This is a genomic window from Paenibacillus sp. Negev47 (assembly GCF_058313655.1).
In genome coordinates, this window is the sequence record NZ_CM177754.1 from 2,761,972 (window position 1) to 2,781,283 (window position 19,312).

The window sequence follows — 19,312 nt, forward strand, 5'->3', positions numbered from 1 at the left end:
TGATTCAGGGGAGGGTCATCCATATGACAACATTTGATACCATCATTCGGGGGGCCCGAGTGGTGCTGAAAGATCGCGTAGAAGAACTGGATATCGGCATTACTGGTGAGAAAATAACAGCTATATCCACGCAGCTCGCCGCTGGCGAAGCGACTCGGATCATTGAAGCTGAAGGCCTTACGGTGATGCCGGGTGTAGTGGACATTCATGTACATTTCAATGAACCCGGACTCGCCAGTTGGGAGGGATTCAGGTCTGGATCGGCATCCCTTGCCGCAGGGGGAATCACGACCTATGTCGATATGCCGCTTAACGGCGTACCACCAACCACACGGTCGGAAGCATGGGAGATGAAAATGAGAGCAGCCGCAGACCAATCATATGTCGATTATGCGTTCTGGGGAGGCTTGGTTCCCGGCAATCGTGATGAACTTGCTCCACTGGCAGGGTTGGGTGCTGCCGGATTCAAGGCATTCATGTCCGAGCCGGGTGGCGAAGGGGAAGACATCTTTGCGAGAGCAGATGACCTTACACTGCTGGACGGGATGCGTGAAATTGCAAAATTAAACCGAGTGCTGGCACTCCATGCAGAGGACGAAGGCGTGGTTGCCGAACTCGGCGCAAAAAGCATTGCGGCGGGAAAGACGGAACCGATGGACTATGTCCAGTCGCGTCCTGTTGAAGCCGAAGTTGTCGCGGTTGCCCAGGCATTGCAATATGGCAAACAGACCGGGTGTGCGCTGCATTTTGTGCATATTAGCACTCGGGAAGCGCTGGATTTGATTGCAGAAGCCAAACGGCGTGGGCAAGACGTCACTTCGGAGACATGCCCTCACTATCTGACACTGACCGATCAGGATGTGGTTCGATTGGGTGCTGTAGCGAAATGCGCGCCACCTCTTCGCAGCTCTTCCGAACAGGAGCAGTTATGGGATGCACTGACGTCAGGATTAATTGATGTTATTGCTTCAGACCATTCTCCATGTCCGCCATCCATGAAACAATCCGATAACTTTTTTGAAATCTGGGGCGGTATATCCGGAGCGCAAAGCACATTGTTGATCATGCTGGAGGACGGACATCTTCAGCGAAATATCGACCTCCCGTTGCTCGGAAGAGTGCTCTCCTTGCAACCTGCCAGAAGGCTTGGTCTGGAGAATAAAGGAGAGATTGCGATCGGCAAGGATGCAGATCTGGTCCTGATTGACTGGGAGAAGAGTACAACCCTGAGCACGGAGGATCTGCTCTATACGCATAAACAGAGCCCCTATGTGGGACGTACATTTAACTGTCGCATTACAGACGTATTCTGCCGTGGGCAGAAGGTATATAACTCGGAATCCGGACTATCTCCTGAACCTATCGGGCGGCACATCGGAGTCCACTCCTCTAGTCCCATCGAGGTGGGAACGGAGGAGACGCCATGACAGAGTCTGGAGTATACCGGTCATCCGGTACGAATAATCCATCTATTCCTTTGCCTAATGTGGAACAGGTGGAGCTGCAAGCCATGCTCGACTGGCTGTCGACATATGGTACGGATGCACAGGGTGGCGTCACACGACTGTTGTATGATTCGGCTTGGTGTGAAGCACAAGGAGCCCTTGCTGCCAAAATGCAGGAGAAAGGGCTCTCTCCCGAGTTCGACCAGTCCGGCAATCTATATGGCACATTGAAGGGCGAAAGCAAGGAAACAACGACTGGTGCTGAAGCATTACCGATTGTGACCGGATCACATATGGATACTGTGGTGCATGGTGGTAAATATGATGGTGCTTACGGTGTGGTGGCGGGAGTCCTTGCATTGGAGTATTTACAGAAGCATTTTGGAGCACCGAAACGAACTCTTCAAGTGGTATCCCTATGTGAGGAAGAGGGAAGTCGATTCCCTTTCGCGTATTGGGGTTCACGCAGTATAACAGGAATGACGACTCTGGAAGACGTAGAGCATTTGAAGGATCAAGACGGCATTACCTTTGCACAAGCGATCCGTCATGCGGGCTTTGGACCCGATAGTGCATATAGGCCCGCTTCGAAAAATTATGGTGCCTTTATTGAGCTTCATATTGAGCAAGGTCAGGTTCTGGAACGACTGGGGCATTCGATTGGAGTCGTATCCGACATCGTGGGTCAGAAGCGGTTCAGTATTACCGTAAGCGGGGAAGCGAATCACGCGGGAACGACGCCGATGTCCTGGCGCAAAGACGCACTTGCCGGAGCAGCCGAGATGATTACTGCGGTAAGGGGTATCGCATTGGATGCAGGAGAACCGCTCGTAGCCACGGTTGGGCGAATCACGGCCGATCCGGGTGTTGGGAACGTGGTTGCAGCCCAGGCGGTGTTTTCACTGGATATCCGTCATATCCGGCAGGAGAGTATTGATCGCTGCTGGCAGGATATGCTTCAGGCTTTTAGTCGTATCGCAGCTGAGCTGCAGCTCGGACTGGACTGGGAAGAACATCTATCTGTCACACCCATTCCCATGAATGCGCAGATAATCTCGGACATTCAGGACATCTGTGAGCAGGAGCAATTGTCCTACTGGCCCATGCCAAGCGGTGCCGGGCATGATTCGCAGATTTTTCAGCCGACTTGTCCGACAGCCATGATCTTTGTGCCGAGCCAGGATGGTATCAGTCATAATCCACTTGAATATACAGCTGAAGCAGACCTGATGCACGGTTTTCGAGTTCTGGTCCAGCTACTCTATAAATATGGTTACGGGAGTTGAATGAAGATGTCCAACTATAAAGAGCTATCTCCGTCCTTGCGGACCATTATGACCCCGGGACCCGTTGAGGTTGATCCACGTGTACTTAGAGCGTTATCCTTTCCGATCCTGGGGCAGTTTGATCCGGAGTTCACTTCTTTGATGAACGAGACGATGGCGATGCTGCGTGAGCTATATATGACAGATAACGAGTGGTGTTATCCGGTAGATGGCACATCCCGTTCAGGCATTGAAGCCGTGTTGGTCAGTCTGATCCAGCCCGGTGACAAAGTTCTCGTTCCGATCTACGGCCGATTCGGGCATCTGCTGGTTGAAATCTCGGAACGCTGTGGTGCGGAGGTTGTCTTTTTCGAAACGGAATGGGGAACGGTATTTGATCCGGAAGAAGTGATCAAGGCGATACATGTCCATAAACCGACTCTGGTTGCCATGGTTCACGGTGAGACTTCCACGGGGCAGATGCAGCCCCTTGCCGAGATTGGCAAAGCCTGTCGCGATCTCGATATTTTACTCGTCGTAGATGCTGTGGCGACCATCGGTGGCACGCCCGTGGAGACGGATGCCTGGCATCTGGATGCGGTGATGGGCGGCACCCAGAAATGCCTGTCCGTTCCTTCAGGGATGGCACCTCTCACGTATAACAGTCGTGTGGAGCAGAAACTGATGAGCCGCAAAACAGTTGAGCGCGGACTCCGAGATGCAACCAGTGCGCGGGCAGAAGGGCGCACGATTGCCAGCAATTATTTTGACCTGAGCCAATTGCAGGATTACTGGAGTTCAGCACGATTGAACCACCATACGGAAGCGACATCGATGCTCTATGGTCTTCATGAAGGATTACGCATTCTTCTGCAAGAAGGATTGGAGGCCAGGTTCCAGAGACATCTTGTGAATGAACGTGCGTTGGTCGCTGGCATTCAGGGAATGGGACTGCAATTGTATGGGGATATGTTCAGTAAACTTCCGGTGGTTACTTGTATCACTATTCCGGAGGGGATCGATGGTGAGTCGGTGCGCAGCATGTTGCTGAACGATTTCGGCATTGAGATTGCCAGTTCATTCGGCCCGTTGAAAGGGCAAATCTGGCGGATCGGTACAATGGGATTCAGCTGCCAACGCAAGAACGTACTCCATGTGCTCGGAGCGCTGGAAGCTGTTCTATTACGTCATCGACACGTATTACCTGCCGGTGAAGCCGTGCAGGCGGCATTGAATGTGTATGCAGGCAAGGAGGGCGCCTTATGTTAAACCAGATGCCAATCTCCAGAGAGGTCATGGTCACCTCTCCTCATTATCTGGCGAGTGCGGTTGGAAGCTCCATCCTCCAGCTGGGCGGGAATGCTTATGATGCTGCTGTTGCGGTCAGTGCAGCTCTGGGTGTGGTATATCCGCATATGACCGGACTTGGCGGGGATGCCTTCTTCCTGATTCATGATGGAGCCAGCGGTGAGATTACCGCCTATAACGGAAGTGGCCGCTCAGCCGCAGGCATTCATGCCGATACGTTCAAAGCGATGGGCATGAGTGCCATCCCCCAGCGTGGTGTGCTTAGTGCCATTACGGTTCCGGGAATGGTGGATGCCTGGTGGGAAGTCTGGTCCCGGTACGGTAAGTTATCGTGGAAACAACTGCTTGAACCTGCAGCACAGTATGCGGAAAAAGGATGCCCTGTATCCCGAAATCTCCGCCTGTGGATGGAAAGGGACGAAGATTACATTATGGGGCATACACCGCTGCGAGCGGTATTTGCCCCATTGGGTACACTTTTGCAGGAAGGCGATCTGCTGATTCAGCTTGAGCTTGCTACTTCCATTCGTCTGATTCAGACGGGGGGAAGAGACTCTTTTTATACAGGAGAGCTTGCGAATCGTCTGACTTCGGCTATCCGTGAGGATGGGGGCATGCTTGCACCAGCGGACTTTGCAGGTCATCGGGGCGAGTGGGTGAAACCCGTTAGTACGGGGTATCGTGGCTATGAAGTTCATCAGATGCCGCCCAACTCGCAGGGATTCTCAATGCTGATGATGTTAAATATGCTGGAGCATACGGATCTGTCCTCTGTAGCACGTACCTCACCGGAATTCTATCATCTGATGGCGGAAGTGGTGAAGAAGGCGTTTCGGGATCGTGACCGCTATCTGACTGACCCGGATTTCAGGGATATTCCGCTGGATCATCTGTTATCCAAGGGCTATGGAGACCAATTGTGGAATGAGATTCAGGCTGCTCCACCTGTGGCACAGCCATTTCTGTCCAAAACGACAGGTCAGGACACGGCATATGCAGCGGTTGTCGATAGCGAAGGCAATGCCGTTTCCTTCATTCAAAGCCTGTATTTCGACTTCGGCTCAGCCTATGTTCCAGGGGAGACGGGAGTCATTATGCAGAACCGGGGGTCCTTTTTCTCCTTAGATCCGAGAGATGCCAACGTACTGGAACCGAACAAACGCTCATTCCACACCCTCATGCCGGGCCTCGTTACACGAGATGGAAAACCTTATATGCTCGTGGGCACGCAGGGCGGAGAAGGCCAGCCGCAGACACAATTATCGGTGCTTACCGGAGTGCTTGATTATGGGCTCAACATCCAGGAAGCGATCAGCCTGCCACGTTGGGTGTACGGACGTACTTGGGGTGAAGAAGGCGATACGATGCGTGTGGAGAACCGATATCATGATGATGTATGTGCAACCCTTGCCCAGTGGGGACATAACGTTGAAGCCAGAGCACCGTGGGACGGGATAATGGGACAGTCGCAAGGCATTGTCATTCGTGAGGACGGCATGATTAGCGGCGCAGCAGACCCTAGAGGCGACGGTATGGCTATTGGATGGTAACAGACAGCGATCGGAAGGTTAGTCGTCTGTCATCGGAGTGCGAGTGTAAATATTTATGAGTTGAACGATACAGACAGACACAGATAGGGGAGATTGGGATGGGAACGATCCTGCTGAAGGGCGCACAGCTTGTGACGATGAATGCAGAAGAGGAAGTGTTCATCGGAGATCTGTTGATCGAGGATAACAAAATTAAGGAGATTGCAACACACATCGACGTCCAGGCTGATCAAGTCATTGATGCTCGGGGTAAAGTGTTGTTGCCAGGCTTTATCCAGACGCATATTCATCTGTGTCAGACCTTGTTCCGTGGACGTGCGGATGATTTGGAACTGATGGATTGGCTCCGTCAGCGCATCTGGCCGCTGGAAGCAGCGCATGATGAGGAGTCTGTATATTATTCGGCGATGCTTGGACTTGGCGAATTGATCTCCAGCGGAACCACGACCATTCTGGATATGGAGACGGTACATCACACGGACTCGGCGTTTCAGGCGATGGCACAGAGCGGCATCCGGGTCATCTCCGGCAAGGTGATGATGGATCATGGAGACGAGGTTCCAGAACCACTGCGTGAGAATACAGCAACTTCACTGCAACAGAGTGTGGATCTCCTGGAGAAATGGAACGGGTTTGGCGGCGGACGCATTCAATATGCTTTCTGTCCACGCTTCGTTGTATCATGTACCGAGGAATTGCTGGTAGAGGTGCGCGACCTGTCCAATAAATATCATGTCAAAGTCCACACCCATGCCTCCGAGAATCGCGGAGAGATCGAATTGGTCGAACACGAACGCGGGATGCGCAACATCGTATACCTCGATCATATCGGTCTGGCTACCCCCAGATTGGTGCTGGCACACTGTGTATGGCTGAGTGAGGAAGAGAAGGAGATCATCCGCAAGCGCGGTGTCAAAGTCACTCACTGTCCTGGATCGAATATGAAACTTTCCTCCGGGGTAGCCGATATTCCGGATCTGCTGAATCGTCAGATCGCTGTTGGGATTGGGGCCGATGGTGCCGCGTGCAACAACAATCTGGATATGTTTCAGGAGATGCGCCTCACAGCTCTAATGCAGAAGATTCCTCATGGTCCAACGGTGATGGATGCCCGGACTGTATTGCGCATGGCTACCATGGGTGGTGCAGAGGTGCTCGGCTTGTCGAAGGAAATCGGCAGTCTCGAAGTGGGAAAAAAGGCAGATATGTTGCTGCTGGATCTGGATGATTTCCACACGTACCCTTCCTATGAGACGGATGTCTATTCCCGCGTAGTGTATTCCGCAACACGTAGCTGTGTGGACACTGTTATTATTGACGGAAGTATCGTGCTCAAGAATCGTAAGATTCAGACGATTGATCGTGGCATTGTGCTGCGTGAGTCGGATAAAAGCATTGCGAGATTGATGAAACGTATCTGATCGAAGGAAGCTTATGCAATTCCAGAAAGGATGGAGACCGATATGGAAATGCATGATCTGTGTGCAATTGCAGCCCGTGAAACGCGCTGCGTGCTCGCAACAGCGATCAAGGTAGAGGGTCATGCTTACCGTAAGCAGGGAGTCTCTATGCTGTTGACCGAGGAAGGCAAAATGTATGGCAGTATCAGTCCGGGATGCCTGGAGAGTGATCTTCAGGCCCGGGTGAGTCGTGTGCTGGATACGAAGCAGATGGAATTCGTGGAATATGACATGCGTCCCGAGGATGATCTGTCCTGGGGTGAGACGATTGGCTGCGGCGGGCTCGTTATTGTGCTGCTTGAACCCGTATGTGGTGAGCTCCGATTTATTTTGCAAAAGATGCATGAGTCTTTTCAATCCGGCGCTGCAATAGCGTTCACGCGAACGTTCCATGATGATTATACGAGGGTGGAATATGATTGGAAACGGACTGAGTCTGTGGAAAAGAAGCACGAGCCAATCTTGCGTCCTTCGCTTGTGCTTCGTCAGGATCGCATGGCGAATCATAATCAAGCACGATTGCAGGTTGATGAACAGCGCAGCAGAGGGAATACCAAGCATGAACATTTGGCTGTAACACAACATTCTCCCGACATACCTCGCCTTACACTCGTGACAGAAGTGGTACCAACTACATCAAACGGATCTCACTCATCCCATCAGTCCGCTGATTCACAACATATCTCTGAGGCTGACATACTGACAAACAACACGGTTTCAACGAATCCCTGGGACCTTCCGCAGCAACTCACTTCGCTGTACACGCCTAAACCTCGCCTGATTATCATCGGAGCCGGGAATGATGTTATTCCTGTTGCCAGACTGAGCCGATCCGCAGGATTTCGTGTTGTGGTAGCGGATTGGCGAGAGTTTTTATGCACCTCGGAACGATTCCCTGAAGCTGAACTAGTAGTGGGTTTCCCGCGCGAGATCATGCCTCTGTTAAACGTGAACAACGGGGATTATTTGATTATCATGAGTCACAATTTCCCACGCGAACGTGAATTGTTGGAAATGTTAGTGGACTGTGACTATGCGTATCTCGGCATCATGGGTTCGAAAACACGAACAGCCCGCCTCATCGATGGTTTGCCATCCTTGAAACATATCCATTCTCCCGTAGGCTTGAGTATCGGTGCAGACGGTCCCGAAGAGATTGCCATTAGCATTGCAGCTGAATTGATCGCGTGCAAACATAAGGTTTCTTCTTTGAGTTCTGAGGTACAGAAGGGGAGCGTTGCACATGCGAATGACGGGCATTGTTCTGGCGGCAGGTAAGAGTCGTCGCCTTGGCCGGGATAAACTCTCGGTTGTCATGCCTGACGGGAGGTCCCTGGCTGCGTGGTCACTGGAAGCTGCGCTGGATTCGGATCTGGAACAAGTGGTCTGTGTGGTCAAACCGGAAGATTCGTTGGCATGGTTGCCAGTAAAATGGTTTGATTCTGCCACATATGCCTATCATCCCACAGCCAGACTTCGAATTGTAGTCTGTGCTGACTATGCCAGTGGTATGGCAAATTCTCTTCATTCTGGCGTATTGTCAGCCATGGAGTACAAACCGGAGGGCGTTCTTATGCTACTAGGGGATCAGCCTTTATTAAAAGCGCAGGATATCAATCGTGTGACCACAGCACTGGCTACCCACAAGCTGTGTGACTATGTCGCTGCTACCGATGGAGAGGGGGGCAAGCCGCCCGTTGCTTTTCGCTCCCATATGTTCGGGCCTCTGTTGTCTCTGCATGGAGATGAGGGGGCGCGCAAGATTATGCGCAGTGCCAATTATTCAGGTATACATGTACCTTTACCTGAGAAGCGTTTCTGGGATGCGGATACGGAACCGGAATTGGAACGCATTCTGAATGATGTATTTGAATCGGATAAGACAGACTCATGAACAGGAGAAGATGAATGATTATGTATAACTTAATGACATGAACAGGTCAGCCAGGCAGTCTGGTTGGCCTGTTTGCCTTCTTTTATCGTGTGATGAATGAAAGTTTGTGTTAGCTTTCGCTAGTTCATGATGCATCAGGCACAAATAGAACACGGGTTTTATACATTTATCCAAAACGATGTAAAGGTAATTGACGTTGTTGCTGAACTCTCATATGATTTGAAGAATTATTTGGATCAGACGGTTGAATTTCCTGCTCATGGAAGAGAGAGAAAGGGGATGCAGCGATGGTAACACCGGCATACGGTTCTGGAGCCATGCCATCGGTATGGCAGCCTGAGAATCTGCAAGAACTGCAAACGTTGAGAACCAGAATGAAGGGAAGATGTTGTTTCACGGCAGGCGGAACTTTACTGCGAACCCAGTGGGAAGGTGGCTTGGTTCCTGCACCTGAACACATAATTAGCCTGGCTCGTATTCCTGAAATGAGCGGTATAACCATTCAGGGAGATGAGATGGTCATTGGCGCAATGACCCGATTAAAGGAATGTGCTTCAGAAGTCTTGCTGCATCAACTGCCCATCCTGCAAGAAGCGGTGAATGCAATTGCTGCGCCTTCCGTTCGAAATGTGGCAACCATTGGTGGGAATATTGTATCCGGAGTAGGAGATACGTTGCCTGCTTTGCTTGTATATGATGCGGAGCTGCACTGGTTGACTGACAACGGAATTGAGATCCGCAGAGTGTCATCCTGGCTTCGAGGTGGGCGAAATGGAAGTCGGAATCCGGGGGACGTGTTAATCTCCATTCATCTTCCGATGAAACCATCAACTGTATTTAGTGTGGTGGGTGATCACACACCTGCTACACGAGAAGTTTCCTTTTACCGCAAGCTGGGTCGACGGGAGACGTTCAGTGCATCACTGGTGACGGTTGCGTTGCACGGGGAGATTGACTCGGATAACCGCTGGACCAAGATTGCGATTGCAGCTGGTGGAGGCTCAGGCATGGCGATGCGACTTCTGGAGTCTGAACAACAGCTTTTTTGTAGCAAAGCTTCTGTTATGCAAGCGGCGACTCTAGCAACTGCTGTAGCAAGCGAATTTACGACGTATGGCGATGCATTTGCAACAGAACATTATCGCAAGCAGACCGCAGGAAACATGCTTGGCGCCGGGCTATGGGAAGCACTTCGCGAATAGAAGAATGGGATCAAACAAAGGGGGAGAGGGATCATGCTGCTGAATCGGGAACAGAGCGGGAAACGCTGGCACTTGCGGTCAGATGGGGCACCCAAAGTAACTGGCCAGCTTCAATACCTGACGGATATGACGCTACCTGACATGATTCATGGCAGAGTATTGCGAAGCGAATATCCTCATGCTCGCCTATTGTCTATAGATACTTCGGAAGCTGAGGGGTTGGAAGGTGTGTACGCGGTCCTGACTTCCAAAGATGTGCCTGGTCTGAATCGTTTTGGCATTGCGACCCCGGATCAGCCTGTGTTCTGTGAGGATATTGTGCGTTACGTCGGTGACGCCATTGCAGCGGTTGCTGCGGATTCCCCGGAACGTGCGGCCCTTGCACTGGACGTGATCCGGGTAGTGTATGAAGAACTCACGCCACTGGATAGTACAGATGCTGCATTGGCTCCCGGCGCACCAGAGTTGCATGAGCATGGTCCAGGTAATGTGCTGCATCGAACGGAGATCAAACGTGGAGATACCGAGGAAGCCTTTGCGACATGTGATCATATCGTGACAGAGACGTATTATACGCCTCGCCAGATGCATGCTTACATGGAGACAGAAGGTGGCCTGTTTGTCCCGGATGAAGAGGGACGGCTGAATGTGTATGCGGCAACGCAGCATGGCTATAAAGACCGGATGCAGCTTGCGCGCATCATTGGCTGTCCTGAGGAAGATATCCGGGTGGTGTCTTCACCGATTGGTGGTTCATTTGGCGGAAAAGATGAACTAAACGTACAGCCTTATGGTGCATTACTGGCCTTGAGATGCGGACGTCCTGTAAAAATGCATAATTCACGCAAAGAATCCGTACGTGCGGGGCTGAAACGGCATCCGATGAAGATTGAAATGCAGACCGGCATGAGTCGAGAAGGCATCATACAGGCGCATCGGGTCCGAATAACAGCAGATACCGGAGCGTATGCCACACTTGGTGCACCCGTGCTGAACTTCTGTACCGAGCATTGCCTTGGACCATACGCCATTCCGAATGTGGATGTGGAAGGCGTATCTGTATACACGAATAACGGACTGTCCGGTGAGTTTCGTGGATTTGGCGGGAACCAGGCGATTTTTGCCATGGAAGGCCAGATGGATCGGCTTGCTGCAATCATGAACATGGACCCTTGGGAATTCCGCAGACGCAATCTGAGGGAAAAGAATGATCCCGGGCCGCTAAATCAACGGATTCTGGTCACGGATGGACTGTCCCAAGTATGGGAAGCATTGGATCGTTCCGAATTGTGGCAAAAACATCAAAGTCCCCCGGCAGATCCTTCTCTGCCGCCCTGGATCAAACGTGGTGTTGGAGCAGCCATCGCGATGCACGGTGCAGGGCTCGGTTACGGTATTCCGGACCCTGCAGGAGGGCGTCTGTCCCTGAATAACGAAGGCAAGATTGAGGTGGCGTTCAGCTACGAGGAATTTGGGCAGGGGCTCGTTGCAACGCTGGAAATTATGCTATGTGATCTGTTCCAATGCAGTACGTCGGATCTCAGTATCATCATTGGAGACACGGATCGTGTGCCACACAGCGGGTCAAGTACCGCTTCGCGTTCAACAACCATGGCCTGGATGGCTCTGCAGCGGTTGCAGACTCCGTTTCGTTCCCGTGTTCTCAATGTCGCGTCTGAAATGTCGGGCATTCCGGCGGAGCAACTGGTGACAGGACCTGACGGTGTATGGCGTAAAGACCAGCTTCCTATTGAAACTCTTGAAGTGGAAACAGCTGGGCAAGGGGCAGGAACGAGCGAGAAGGAGGAAATGCAGGCGCTAAAGGGAGTAGATCAAGATTCTGAAGCTGGGTCTGATTCTGTAGCAAAAGAAGGAGTTCGCTCATGTGCTGTGGTTTCGTATGCGGAGCTTGTCATGCAGGGCGATGCCGATGAATGGATTTTCGATACAAAGTTTGATTACCCAACTACACCGGACAACGTGGTAGGCGGTCATTATTTGTATACGTACGCGGCGGTTGCGGCAGAGGTGGAAGTGAACACCTTGACCGGCGAAACCAAGCTGCTCGATACACGCCATGTTGTGGCGGCAGGCCCGGTTATCAACCCTATGGGCTACATTGGACAGATTGAAGGCGGCAGTGTCATGGCCCTTGGATTTACGTTGACCGAGGATGCGGTCATGCAGGACAGCCGCTATGTAACGACCAACCTCGACACCTATCTGATCCCTACGATTCAGGATATCCATACGAATCTGGAGGTTGAGGCTATTGAAGATTTGCCCGAGGGTGATTCATTCGGCCCGAGAGGCATCGGTGAGATTGGTTCCGTAGCGCTTGCGCCGGCCATTACAGCCGCAATTCATCAGGCGACAGGTGTATGGGTTAACCGTCTTCCTGTACCGAGGGAACAACTGGTCAGACCTCTAAATGTACCTTTGCAGGAAGGAGTGAGTCCATCATGAGTAAACCACTTGAAAACCATTGGACAGCCGTCGTGAATGGGGAGCAGAAACAACTGGAGATCGCCCAAACGACCCGACTTGTCGACGTGCTTCGGACTCATTTGCAGTTAACGGGTACCAAAGTATCCTGCGAAGTCGGTCGCTGTGGTGCATGTATGGTGCTGATCGATGGGGAGCCCGTGAATTCCTGTCTAATGATGGCTTATCAATGTGAGGGCAGTGATATTACGACCATTGAAGGCCTGCACGGCGAAGAGAAGGGCACTCTGCATCCGATTCAACAGGCTTTTGTGGAGGAAGGTGGTTTCCAGTGTGGCTACTGTACTCCGGGCATGGTGATCTCCACAAAAGCATTGCTGGATGCACATCCGGTGCCATCACAAGAACAGATTGAAGCAGGACTGTGTGGGAATCTGTGTCGATGTACGGGATACGGGGGCATTATTCGTGCGGTACGCAAGGCAGGGGAACGTTGTTCATTAACGGAAACATCTGCCGAGGAAACCGTAAGTTGAGCCGAGATATAGCCCGAAGACATAAGTAAGGGCAATTGAAGAAACGTACTTGAAAAGCATCCGAACTGGAATGCTTTTTTTGTTTTTATCAGGGTTTCTGCCAAACACACAAAAAATGATGAGTTAAGTTCCATAGCCGATTTTGTTAGATTATGAACCGTTTTCGCCAAAAACCATAAGTCCACTGAAATTAGGGAAAAAGTGTTTAAAGTATTGGTATAAAAGAAGTTTCAACATTCACATTCACCATATATTTACAAATATTGATGCACATGCTATGTTTACTATGAAAGCGTCATCATGAATGGGTTCATTGACATTTCATTATCATATTTCACTTGGGAAGGAAGATGGAATTGATGAAAAATTTGCTCAAAAAGGCAACCGCAATGATGCTGGCATTGGCCCTACTGCTTGGATTAATGACAGCGCCCGTTCATGCAGACACACCACTGTTCACCATCGAAAGCGAAAATGCGCAGCTCACCCCGGATCTTCAAGTGGTTACTTCAATCTATGGACAACCCAAGCCCGGATTCTCAGGGGATGGATTTGTCTGGATGCAGAACTCCGGCACTTTAACCTTCACAGTTACTGTCCCGGAAACCGGCATGTACGCGATCTCCACACGATATATGCAGGAGCTCAGTGCAGATGGCAGGTCACAAAATTTGAACGTGAATGGTGTTACCAAGGGGGCGTATATGCTACCTTACACGACAACGTGGTCGAATTTTGATTTTGGTTTTCATAAGCTGAACCAGGGTACCAACACGATTGAGCTAAAGGCTGGTTGGGGCTTCGCTTATTTTGACACCTTCACGGTGGATCATGCTGATTTGGATCCCCTGAATGTGCAGCCAGTTCTCACTGATCCTGAAGCTACACCGGAAACTCAAATTTTGATGAATTATTTAACGGAGGTATACGGAAACAACATTATTTCTGGTCAGCAAGAGATCTATGGAGGAGGGAATGACGGAGATACAGAGCTTGAATTCGAGTGGATTCATGATCTTACCGGAAAGTATCCGGCTATTCGCGGCTTTGATTTGATGAACTATAATCCGTTGTATGGTTGGGAGGACGGTACTACCGATCGCATGATTGATTGGGTGAATAACCGTGAAGGCATTGCAACAGCTTCCTGGCATATCAATGTACCTCGTAATTTCAATACGTATGAGCTCGGGGACTTTGTGGATTGGAAAGAAGCTACCTACAAACCGACAGAAACGAATTTTAATACAGCGAATGCGGTAATTCCCGGTACCAAAGAATATCAATACGTGATGATGACCATCGAGGATCTGGCAGAACAATTGCTGATTTTGCAAGACAACAACGTGCCGGTTCTGTTCCGTCCGTATCATGAAGCAGAAGGCAACGGCGGGCTGAACGGGGAAGGTGCATGGTTCTGGTGGGCTTCGGCAGGCGCAGAAGTGTACAAAGAGCTATGGGATCTGCTGTATACCGAACTTACCGAGACGTATGGCTTGCACAATCTGATCTGGACCTACAACAGTTATGTATACAGTACTTCTCCTGCCTGGTATCCGGGCGATGATCAGGTAGATATCGTTGGATACGATAAATACAATACGATCTACAACCGTTATGACGGTTTGTCTGGCGTACCGAATGAGGATGCGATTACCTCGATTTTCTATAAGCTTGTTGAGTTGACGAACGGTACGAAAATGGTAGCCATGACGGAAAACGACACCATTCCAAGCGTGAAGAATCTGACCGAAGAGAAATCAGGATGGCTGTACTTCTGCCCTTGGTATGGCGAGCATCTGATGAGTTCTGCGTTCAATTACCCGGCAACCTTGAAAACGCTTTATCAAAGCGATTATGTCATTACTTTGGATGAGCTGCCGAATCTAAAAGTTAACAATCCTAACCCCAGTGCATCCATCACACCTGTAAACGTTGAATTTGATAAATACACACCCAATCAAAGCGACAAAGCCGTAACCGTTAATGCGAACGGCAATACGCTGACTGCTCTCCGGGCAGGCAACAATGCATTGACCGCAACCACGGACTATACTTTGAACGGAAGCACATTGCTGCTGAAAAAAGCTTATCTGGCGACATTGCCAGTTGGCGAGCATTCGATTGTTCTGGATTTTAATCAAGGCCAGGACCCTGTGTTAAAAGTCAAAATTGTGGATTCAACACCGGGTACGAATGCTGTGATTTCTCCTGTGAATGCAACATTTGATAAAGCGACGAACTCCGCGCAGGATATTAACGTATCTCTCACCCTAAATGGCCGTCAGCTTACAAGCATCACGAACGGGGATGCTGCGCTTGTATCAGGTCAGAATTATACAGCGTCCAGCTCTGCTGTTGTTCTGAACAAATCCTATCTTGCTACACTGCCGCTTGGCCAGAACGTATTGACCTTTCACTTTAATGGAGGCAATAACGCTGTACTTACAGTGAATGTAGTAGACAGCACGGTTACTGTACCTGCCGGGGATTTGACGATCCAAGCTTTTAACGGCAATACGAGTGCATCCACCAACGGCGTCTCACCCAAGTTCAAATTAGTCAATTCAGGTAATTCGGCGATTCCGTTGAGTGATGTAAAACTCCGGTACTACTATACGATTGACGGGGAAGAGGCTCAGACGTTCTGGTCCGACTGGGCCAGTATGGGCAGTGCGAATGTAACGAGCCAATTTGTTAAACTTGCGACTCCGGTTGCCGGAGCCGATCATTATCTTGAAGTAGGCTTTACAAGTGCTGCTGGGACGCTGAATGCAGGCCAGAGCGCAGAGGTTCAGGCTCGTTTTTCCAAAAACAATTGGTCGAATTACACCCAGACTAACGATTACTCGTTTAAGGCAACCGGTAGTCAGTTCGCGAACCATGATAAGGTCACCGGGTATGTGAATGGTCAGCTGGTATGGGGAATTGAGCCGTAAAGGTAGAAAGAAAGTCTAATGAGCTGGATCAGGGATTGAACCTCTGATCCAGCTTTTTATTTTGTAGACGGTGTACACCCGTTAGACCGAATGTTCTCTTTCATGCTCAGTGCGTGACGATGTATCCATGTCTGTTAAAATTCGATCTATTATCTTTTTCGTATGCCCCATGATGAACTGAAGAAGTAAACCCGCAAAACATACGGTTAGCAACGTTCCAAGCCCAATCGGCCCACCGAGCAGGAATGCCAGGATCAAAAATACAAGGTAAATGAATGTTCTCGATATAAATAAAGGAGTTCGAGTGAGTTCATGCAGGATTAAAGTTAAGCGGTCAATCGGAATGGGTGCGAAATTAGTCTGTAAATAGATTGCTGTGCCGATACTGATGATTACTAAACCCATGACAAAAATCATTAATTTGGTGTACCAAACTTCGGGCGTAATCAAAGAATCAGATACATAAAGCCATATATCAATCCCGACACCTGTAATGAATGCGGTGATGAGCCCCAGAAATTCGGGTTTTTGCTGCTTCAACAGCGAATTGCACCCGATTAATAGGAAAGCAATGATGACTTCCCAGCTTCCTACACTTAGGCCTACATTTTGGGACAATCCTACCAGCAGAGCGTCAAACGGAGAAGTACCCAGTTCAGATTGGATGGTAAGGGAAATACCAAGCGTTAAGATTAGAATACCTGCGACAAAAAGTACATATTTCAATTCATTCGACCTCTTCTTTTATATTATGTTGCAAATACAACAAAATTGAGTTAGATTCAATGTAACCCTTTTTTATTGCATTTGCAACAAATGATTAACTTGATAAAGGAATGTGATGATAGATGACGATTCGTATAGAGATATGTACCATTGAACATGTGTGTGAACTGCAGGAGATTAGTTATGAGACTTTTAATGAAACGTTTAAAGCGCAGAATTCGCCTGAAAATATGAAAGCTTATCTGAAGAAGGCGTTTAATCGGGAACAATTAGAGAGTGAGCTATCCATGGCGGATTCACAATTTCTTTTTATTTATCTCAACAATCAAGTTGCTGGTTATATGAAGGTGAATATCAATGATGCTCAGTCTGAGAAGATGGGGGGGGAATCCCTTGAGATCGAGCGGGTATACATCAAGAAAGAGTTCCAAAAACATGGGCTTGGTAAGGTGCTGCTCCATAAAGCCATAGAGATGGCAACTGAACATCACAAGACGAATATTTGGTTAGGTGTGTGGGAGAAAAATGAAAATGCCATCGCATTTTACGAAAAGATGGGGTTTGTTCAGACAGGAGCCCATGCCTTTGTTATGGGAGATGAGGAACAGATTGATTTTATAATGACCAAAACGATACTATAACTGGATCATAGAGAGAAGAGCCTGGGAGAATAATAAGCAGAATTCTTTCGGGCCTTTTTATGGTTTGCAAGAACTGTTGAATAATAAAATAGAGAAATCGATGAAAATTAAGACATAACAAATATTATGTAAACTTATTATTTTCGATGACCTCCATAAGCTGTATCTATAGCATTTGAAAAAGCTAAAGGCCTGATTAATACAAAATGACATCCAAATTAAGCTCAATAACATTGAAGGAAGCAGGTTGATCTCGGCACATATCATTACAATTTATTAGTGTATTTCTGCGTTTGCAGAGCCTATCGAAAATCGTTTTCGCTCGTAGTCAGTCGGAGACCATTATGTTCTTAATATTCATCATAAAAGTTGTATATACCCTATGTTAACAGAACTTATTGTGTGTGAAATGAATAGCCAATATCACTAAATTGAACAATATGGATTTTTGTGAGGTAAGTGGGAATTAAGATTAATATTTCAGGTGAGAAATTAGTTAGATTGGTTCCTAAAACCACCCTGAAAAAGGTAAAAAATCAACCTGATTATAAATTGGATAAATAAGGGCTAAATTGCGCAAAAGGCGCTGCTACGCTGATTTTAGATCAATTTCATATGGATTTGCGATGGATTTAGTACCGCTTTCACGTTATGCTTTTGGAAACTGGAAAGGAAGTGGGAAAAATGGAACGCGAACTGGCGTTGGAAATTGTCAGAGTAACAGAATTGGCTGCGTTAGCTTCAGCACCCTGGATGGGACGAGGTGACAAGAACAGTGCAGATGAAGCGGCTACTTTGGCCATGCGCGCCATGTTCGATTCCGTGTCTATTCGCGGCACGGTGGTAATCGGTGAAGGAGAAATGGATGAAGCACCCATGTTGTACATCGGCGAGGAAGTGGGCAACGCTGAGGGCCCTGAGGTTGACGTGGCTGTAGACCCGCTCGAAGGTACAGAAATCGTGGCCAAAGGACTGAACAACGCTCTATCGGTTATTGCAGTGGCGGGAAAAGGTAACCTGCTCCACGCACCGGACATGTACATGGAGAAACTGGCGGTCGGCCCTGCGCTTGTAGGCAAGGTCAGCATCGAAGACCCGGTTGAAGTCACGCTGGAGAAAGCTGCTGCCGCATTGAACAAAAACATCTCGGATCTGACGGTGATGATTCTGGATCGTGTACGACATGAGAGCACAATCAAGACGCTGCGCAAGGTTGGCGTAAGGATTAAGTTCCTCAGTGACGGCGATGTTGCTGGTGCGATGGCACCGGCCTTCCCGGAGGCGGGTATCGATCTCTATGTCGGATCAGGAGGAGCACCGGAAGGTGTGCTGGCTGCAGCTGCCTTGTCTTGCCTCGGAGGCGAGATTCAAGGACGCCTGATGCCAGCCAACGCGGACGAGTTCCAGCGATGCCTGCAGATGGGAATCGACAATCCTTACAAAGTGTTAACGATGCAGGACATGATCGGAACAGAGGATGTCATTTTTGCGGCAACAGGTGTGACGCCAGGTGAGATTCTGGGAGGGGTAAGGTATTTGGCGGATGATCGGGCTGAGACCGATTCGATTGTTATGCGGGCCAAAACCAAAACGATTCGTTTCATTCGTTCCCAACATTTCCTGCCTAACAAAGAAGTACTGCATAAAGTAAGACAACTCCAATCCACGCCAGAACCTTCGGATCGCATTCCGAGTCATGTAAAAACGTTGGAACAGGCTGAGTTTAGCCAATCCTCTGTTGATCAAGGCGTAACAACGACGTTGTGAACTGGCCTCACCCGCAATTGATCAAATAGCATCACTATCATCAGTTAGTGAGTCTGATAAATAACCTTGAGCCCCTAAGGTTACAGGTGGCATAAATTCAATAAAAGTACCATCTCTGGCAAGTTAATAATGAG

At 49.3% G+C, this 19,312-nt stretch carries 14 protein-coding genes; 13 read left to right on the top strand and 1 reads right to left on the bottom strand.

Annotated elements, in window-relative coordinates; translation table 11 throughout:
- Nucleotides 1-23: 23 nt before the first annotated feature.
- The 11 genes from allB to AC4G47_RS12775 all read left to right on the top strand — a co-directional run bounded on the left by allB (nt 24) and on the right by AC4G47_RS12775 (nt 16,044).
- The gene (gene allB / locus AC4G47_RS12725; protein WP_491106227.1) at nt 24-1,427 is read left to right on the top strand and encodes an allantoinase AllB; all 1,404 of its coding nucleotides are present in this window, start codon (nt 24-26) and stop codon (nt 1,425-1,427) included.
- Nucleotides 1,424-2,731, top strand: coding sequence for a Zn-dependent hydrolase (locus tag AC4G47_RS12730; RefSeq protein WP_491106228.1), 1,308 nt, complete (start codon nt 1,424-1,426; stop codon nt 2,729-2,731). Before allB ends, AC4G47_RS12730 begins: the two co-directional genes overlap by 4 nt.
- Before the next feature lie 6 nt (nt 2,732-2,737).
- Nucleotides 2,738-3,979, top strand: coding sequence for a pyridoxal-phosphate-dependent aminotransferase family protein (locus AC4G47_RS12735; RefSeq protein ID WP_491106229.1), 1,242 nt, complete (start codon nt 2,738-2,740; stop codon nt 3,977-3,979).
- On the top strand, nt 3,973-5,568 hold the full coding sequence (gene ggt, locus AC4G47_RS12740) for a gamma-glutamyltransferase (RefSeq protein WP_491106230.1): 1,596 nt from the start codon (nt 3,973-3,975) through the stop codon (nt 5,566-5,568). Before AC4G47_RS12735 ends, ggt begins: the two co-directional genes overlap by 7 nt.
- Nucleotides 5,569-5,666: 98 nt before the next feature.
- Nucleotides 5,667-6,989: a 5'-deoxyadenosine deaminase gene (locus AC4G47_RS12745; RefSeq protein ID WP_210108409.1), complete on the top strand. Its 1,323-nt coding sequence runs from the start codon at nt 5,667-5,669 to the stop codon at nt 6,987-6,989.
- 42 nt (nt 6,990-7,031) lie between these two features.
- Nucleotides 7,032-8,306, top strand: a complete 1,275-nt coding sequence (locus AC4G47_RS12750) for an XdhC family protein (RefSeq protein ID WP_491106231.1) — start codon at nt 7,032-7,034, stop codon at nt 8,304-8,306.
- Nucleotides 8,272-8,922, top strand: coding sequence for a nucleotidyltransferase family protein (locus tag AC4G47_RS12755; RefSeq protein WP_491106232.1), 651 nt, complete (start codon nt 8,272-8,274; stop codon nt 8,920-8,922). Before AC4G47_RS12750 ends, AC4G47_RS12755 begins: the two co-directional genes overlap by 35 nt.
- 287 nt (nt 8,923-9,209) lie before the next feature.
- Nucleotides 9,210-10,124, top strand: a complete 915-nt coding sequence (locus AC4G47_RS12760; protein WP_491106233.1) for an FAD binding domain-containing protein — start codon at nt 9,210-9,212, stop codon at nt 10,122-10,124.
- Nucleotides 10,125-10,157: 33 nt separating this feature from the next.
- A complete protein-coding gene (locus tag AC4G47_RS12765) occupies nt 10,158-12,590 on the top strand; it encodes a molybdopterin cofactor-binding domain-containing protein (RefSeq protein WP_491106234.1) in 2,433 nt (810 codons plus the stop codon).
- Entirely contained in the window at nt 12,587-13,105 is a 519-nt protein-coding gene (locus AC4G47_RS12770; RefSeq protein WP_491106235.1) for a (2Fe-2S)-binding protein, read from the top strand. Before AC4G47_RS12765 ends, AC4G47_RS12770 begins: the two co-directional genes overlap by 4 nt.
- Nucleotides 13,106-13,464: 359 nt before the next feature.
- Nucleotides 13,465-16,044, top strand: a complete 2,580-nt coding sequence (locus AC4G47_RS12775; protein ID WP_491106236.1) for a glycosyl hydrolase — start codon at nt 13,465-13,467, stop codon at nt 16,042-16,044.
- Between the two features lie 81 nt (nt 16,045-16,125).
- On the opposite strand, the gene AC4G47_RS12780 is transcribed toward AC4G47_RS12775, so the two are convergent.
- A complete protein-coding gene (locus AC4G47_RS12780) occupies nt 16,126-16,770 on the bottom strand; it encodes a YczE/YyaS/YitT family protein (RefSeq protein WP_458122781.1) in 645 nt (214 codons plus the stop codon).
- A gap of 122 nt (nt 16,771-16,892) precedes the next feature.
- Between AC4G47_RS12780 and paiA the strand changes: the two genes are divergently transcribed.
- Together paiA and glpX are read left to right on the top strand one after the other, a co-directional pair.
- Complete coding sequence (paiA, locus tag AC4G47_RS12785) at nt 16,893-17,411, top strand: spermidine/spermine N(1)-acetyltransferase (RefSeq protein WP_491106237.1); 519 nt, start codon at nt 16,893-16,895, stop codon at nt 17,409-17,411.
- A 684-nt stretch (nt 17,412-18,095) separates the two neighbouring features.
- The gene (glpX, locus tag AC4G47_RS12790; RefSeq protein WP_458122779.1) at nt 18,096-19,178 is read left to right on the top strand and encodes a class II fructose-bisphosphatase; all 1,083 of its coding nucleotides are present in this window, start codon (nt 18,096-18,098) and stop codon (nt 19,176-19,178) included.
- Nucleotides 19,179-19,312: the final 134 nt, after the last annotated feature.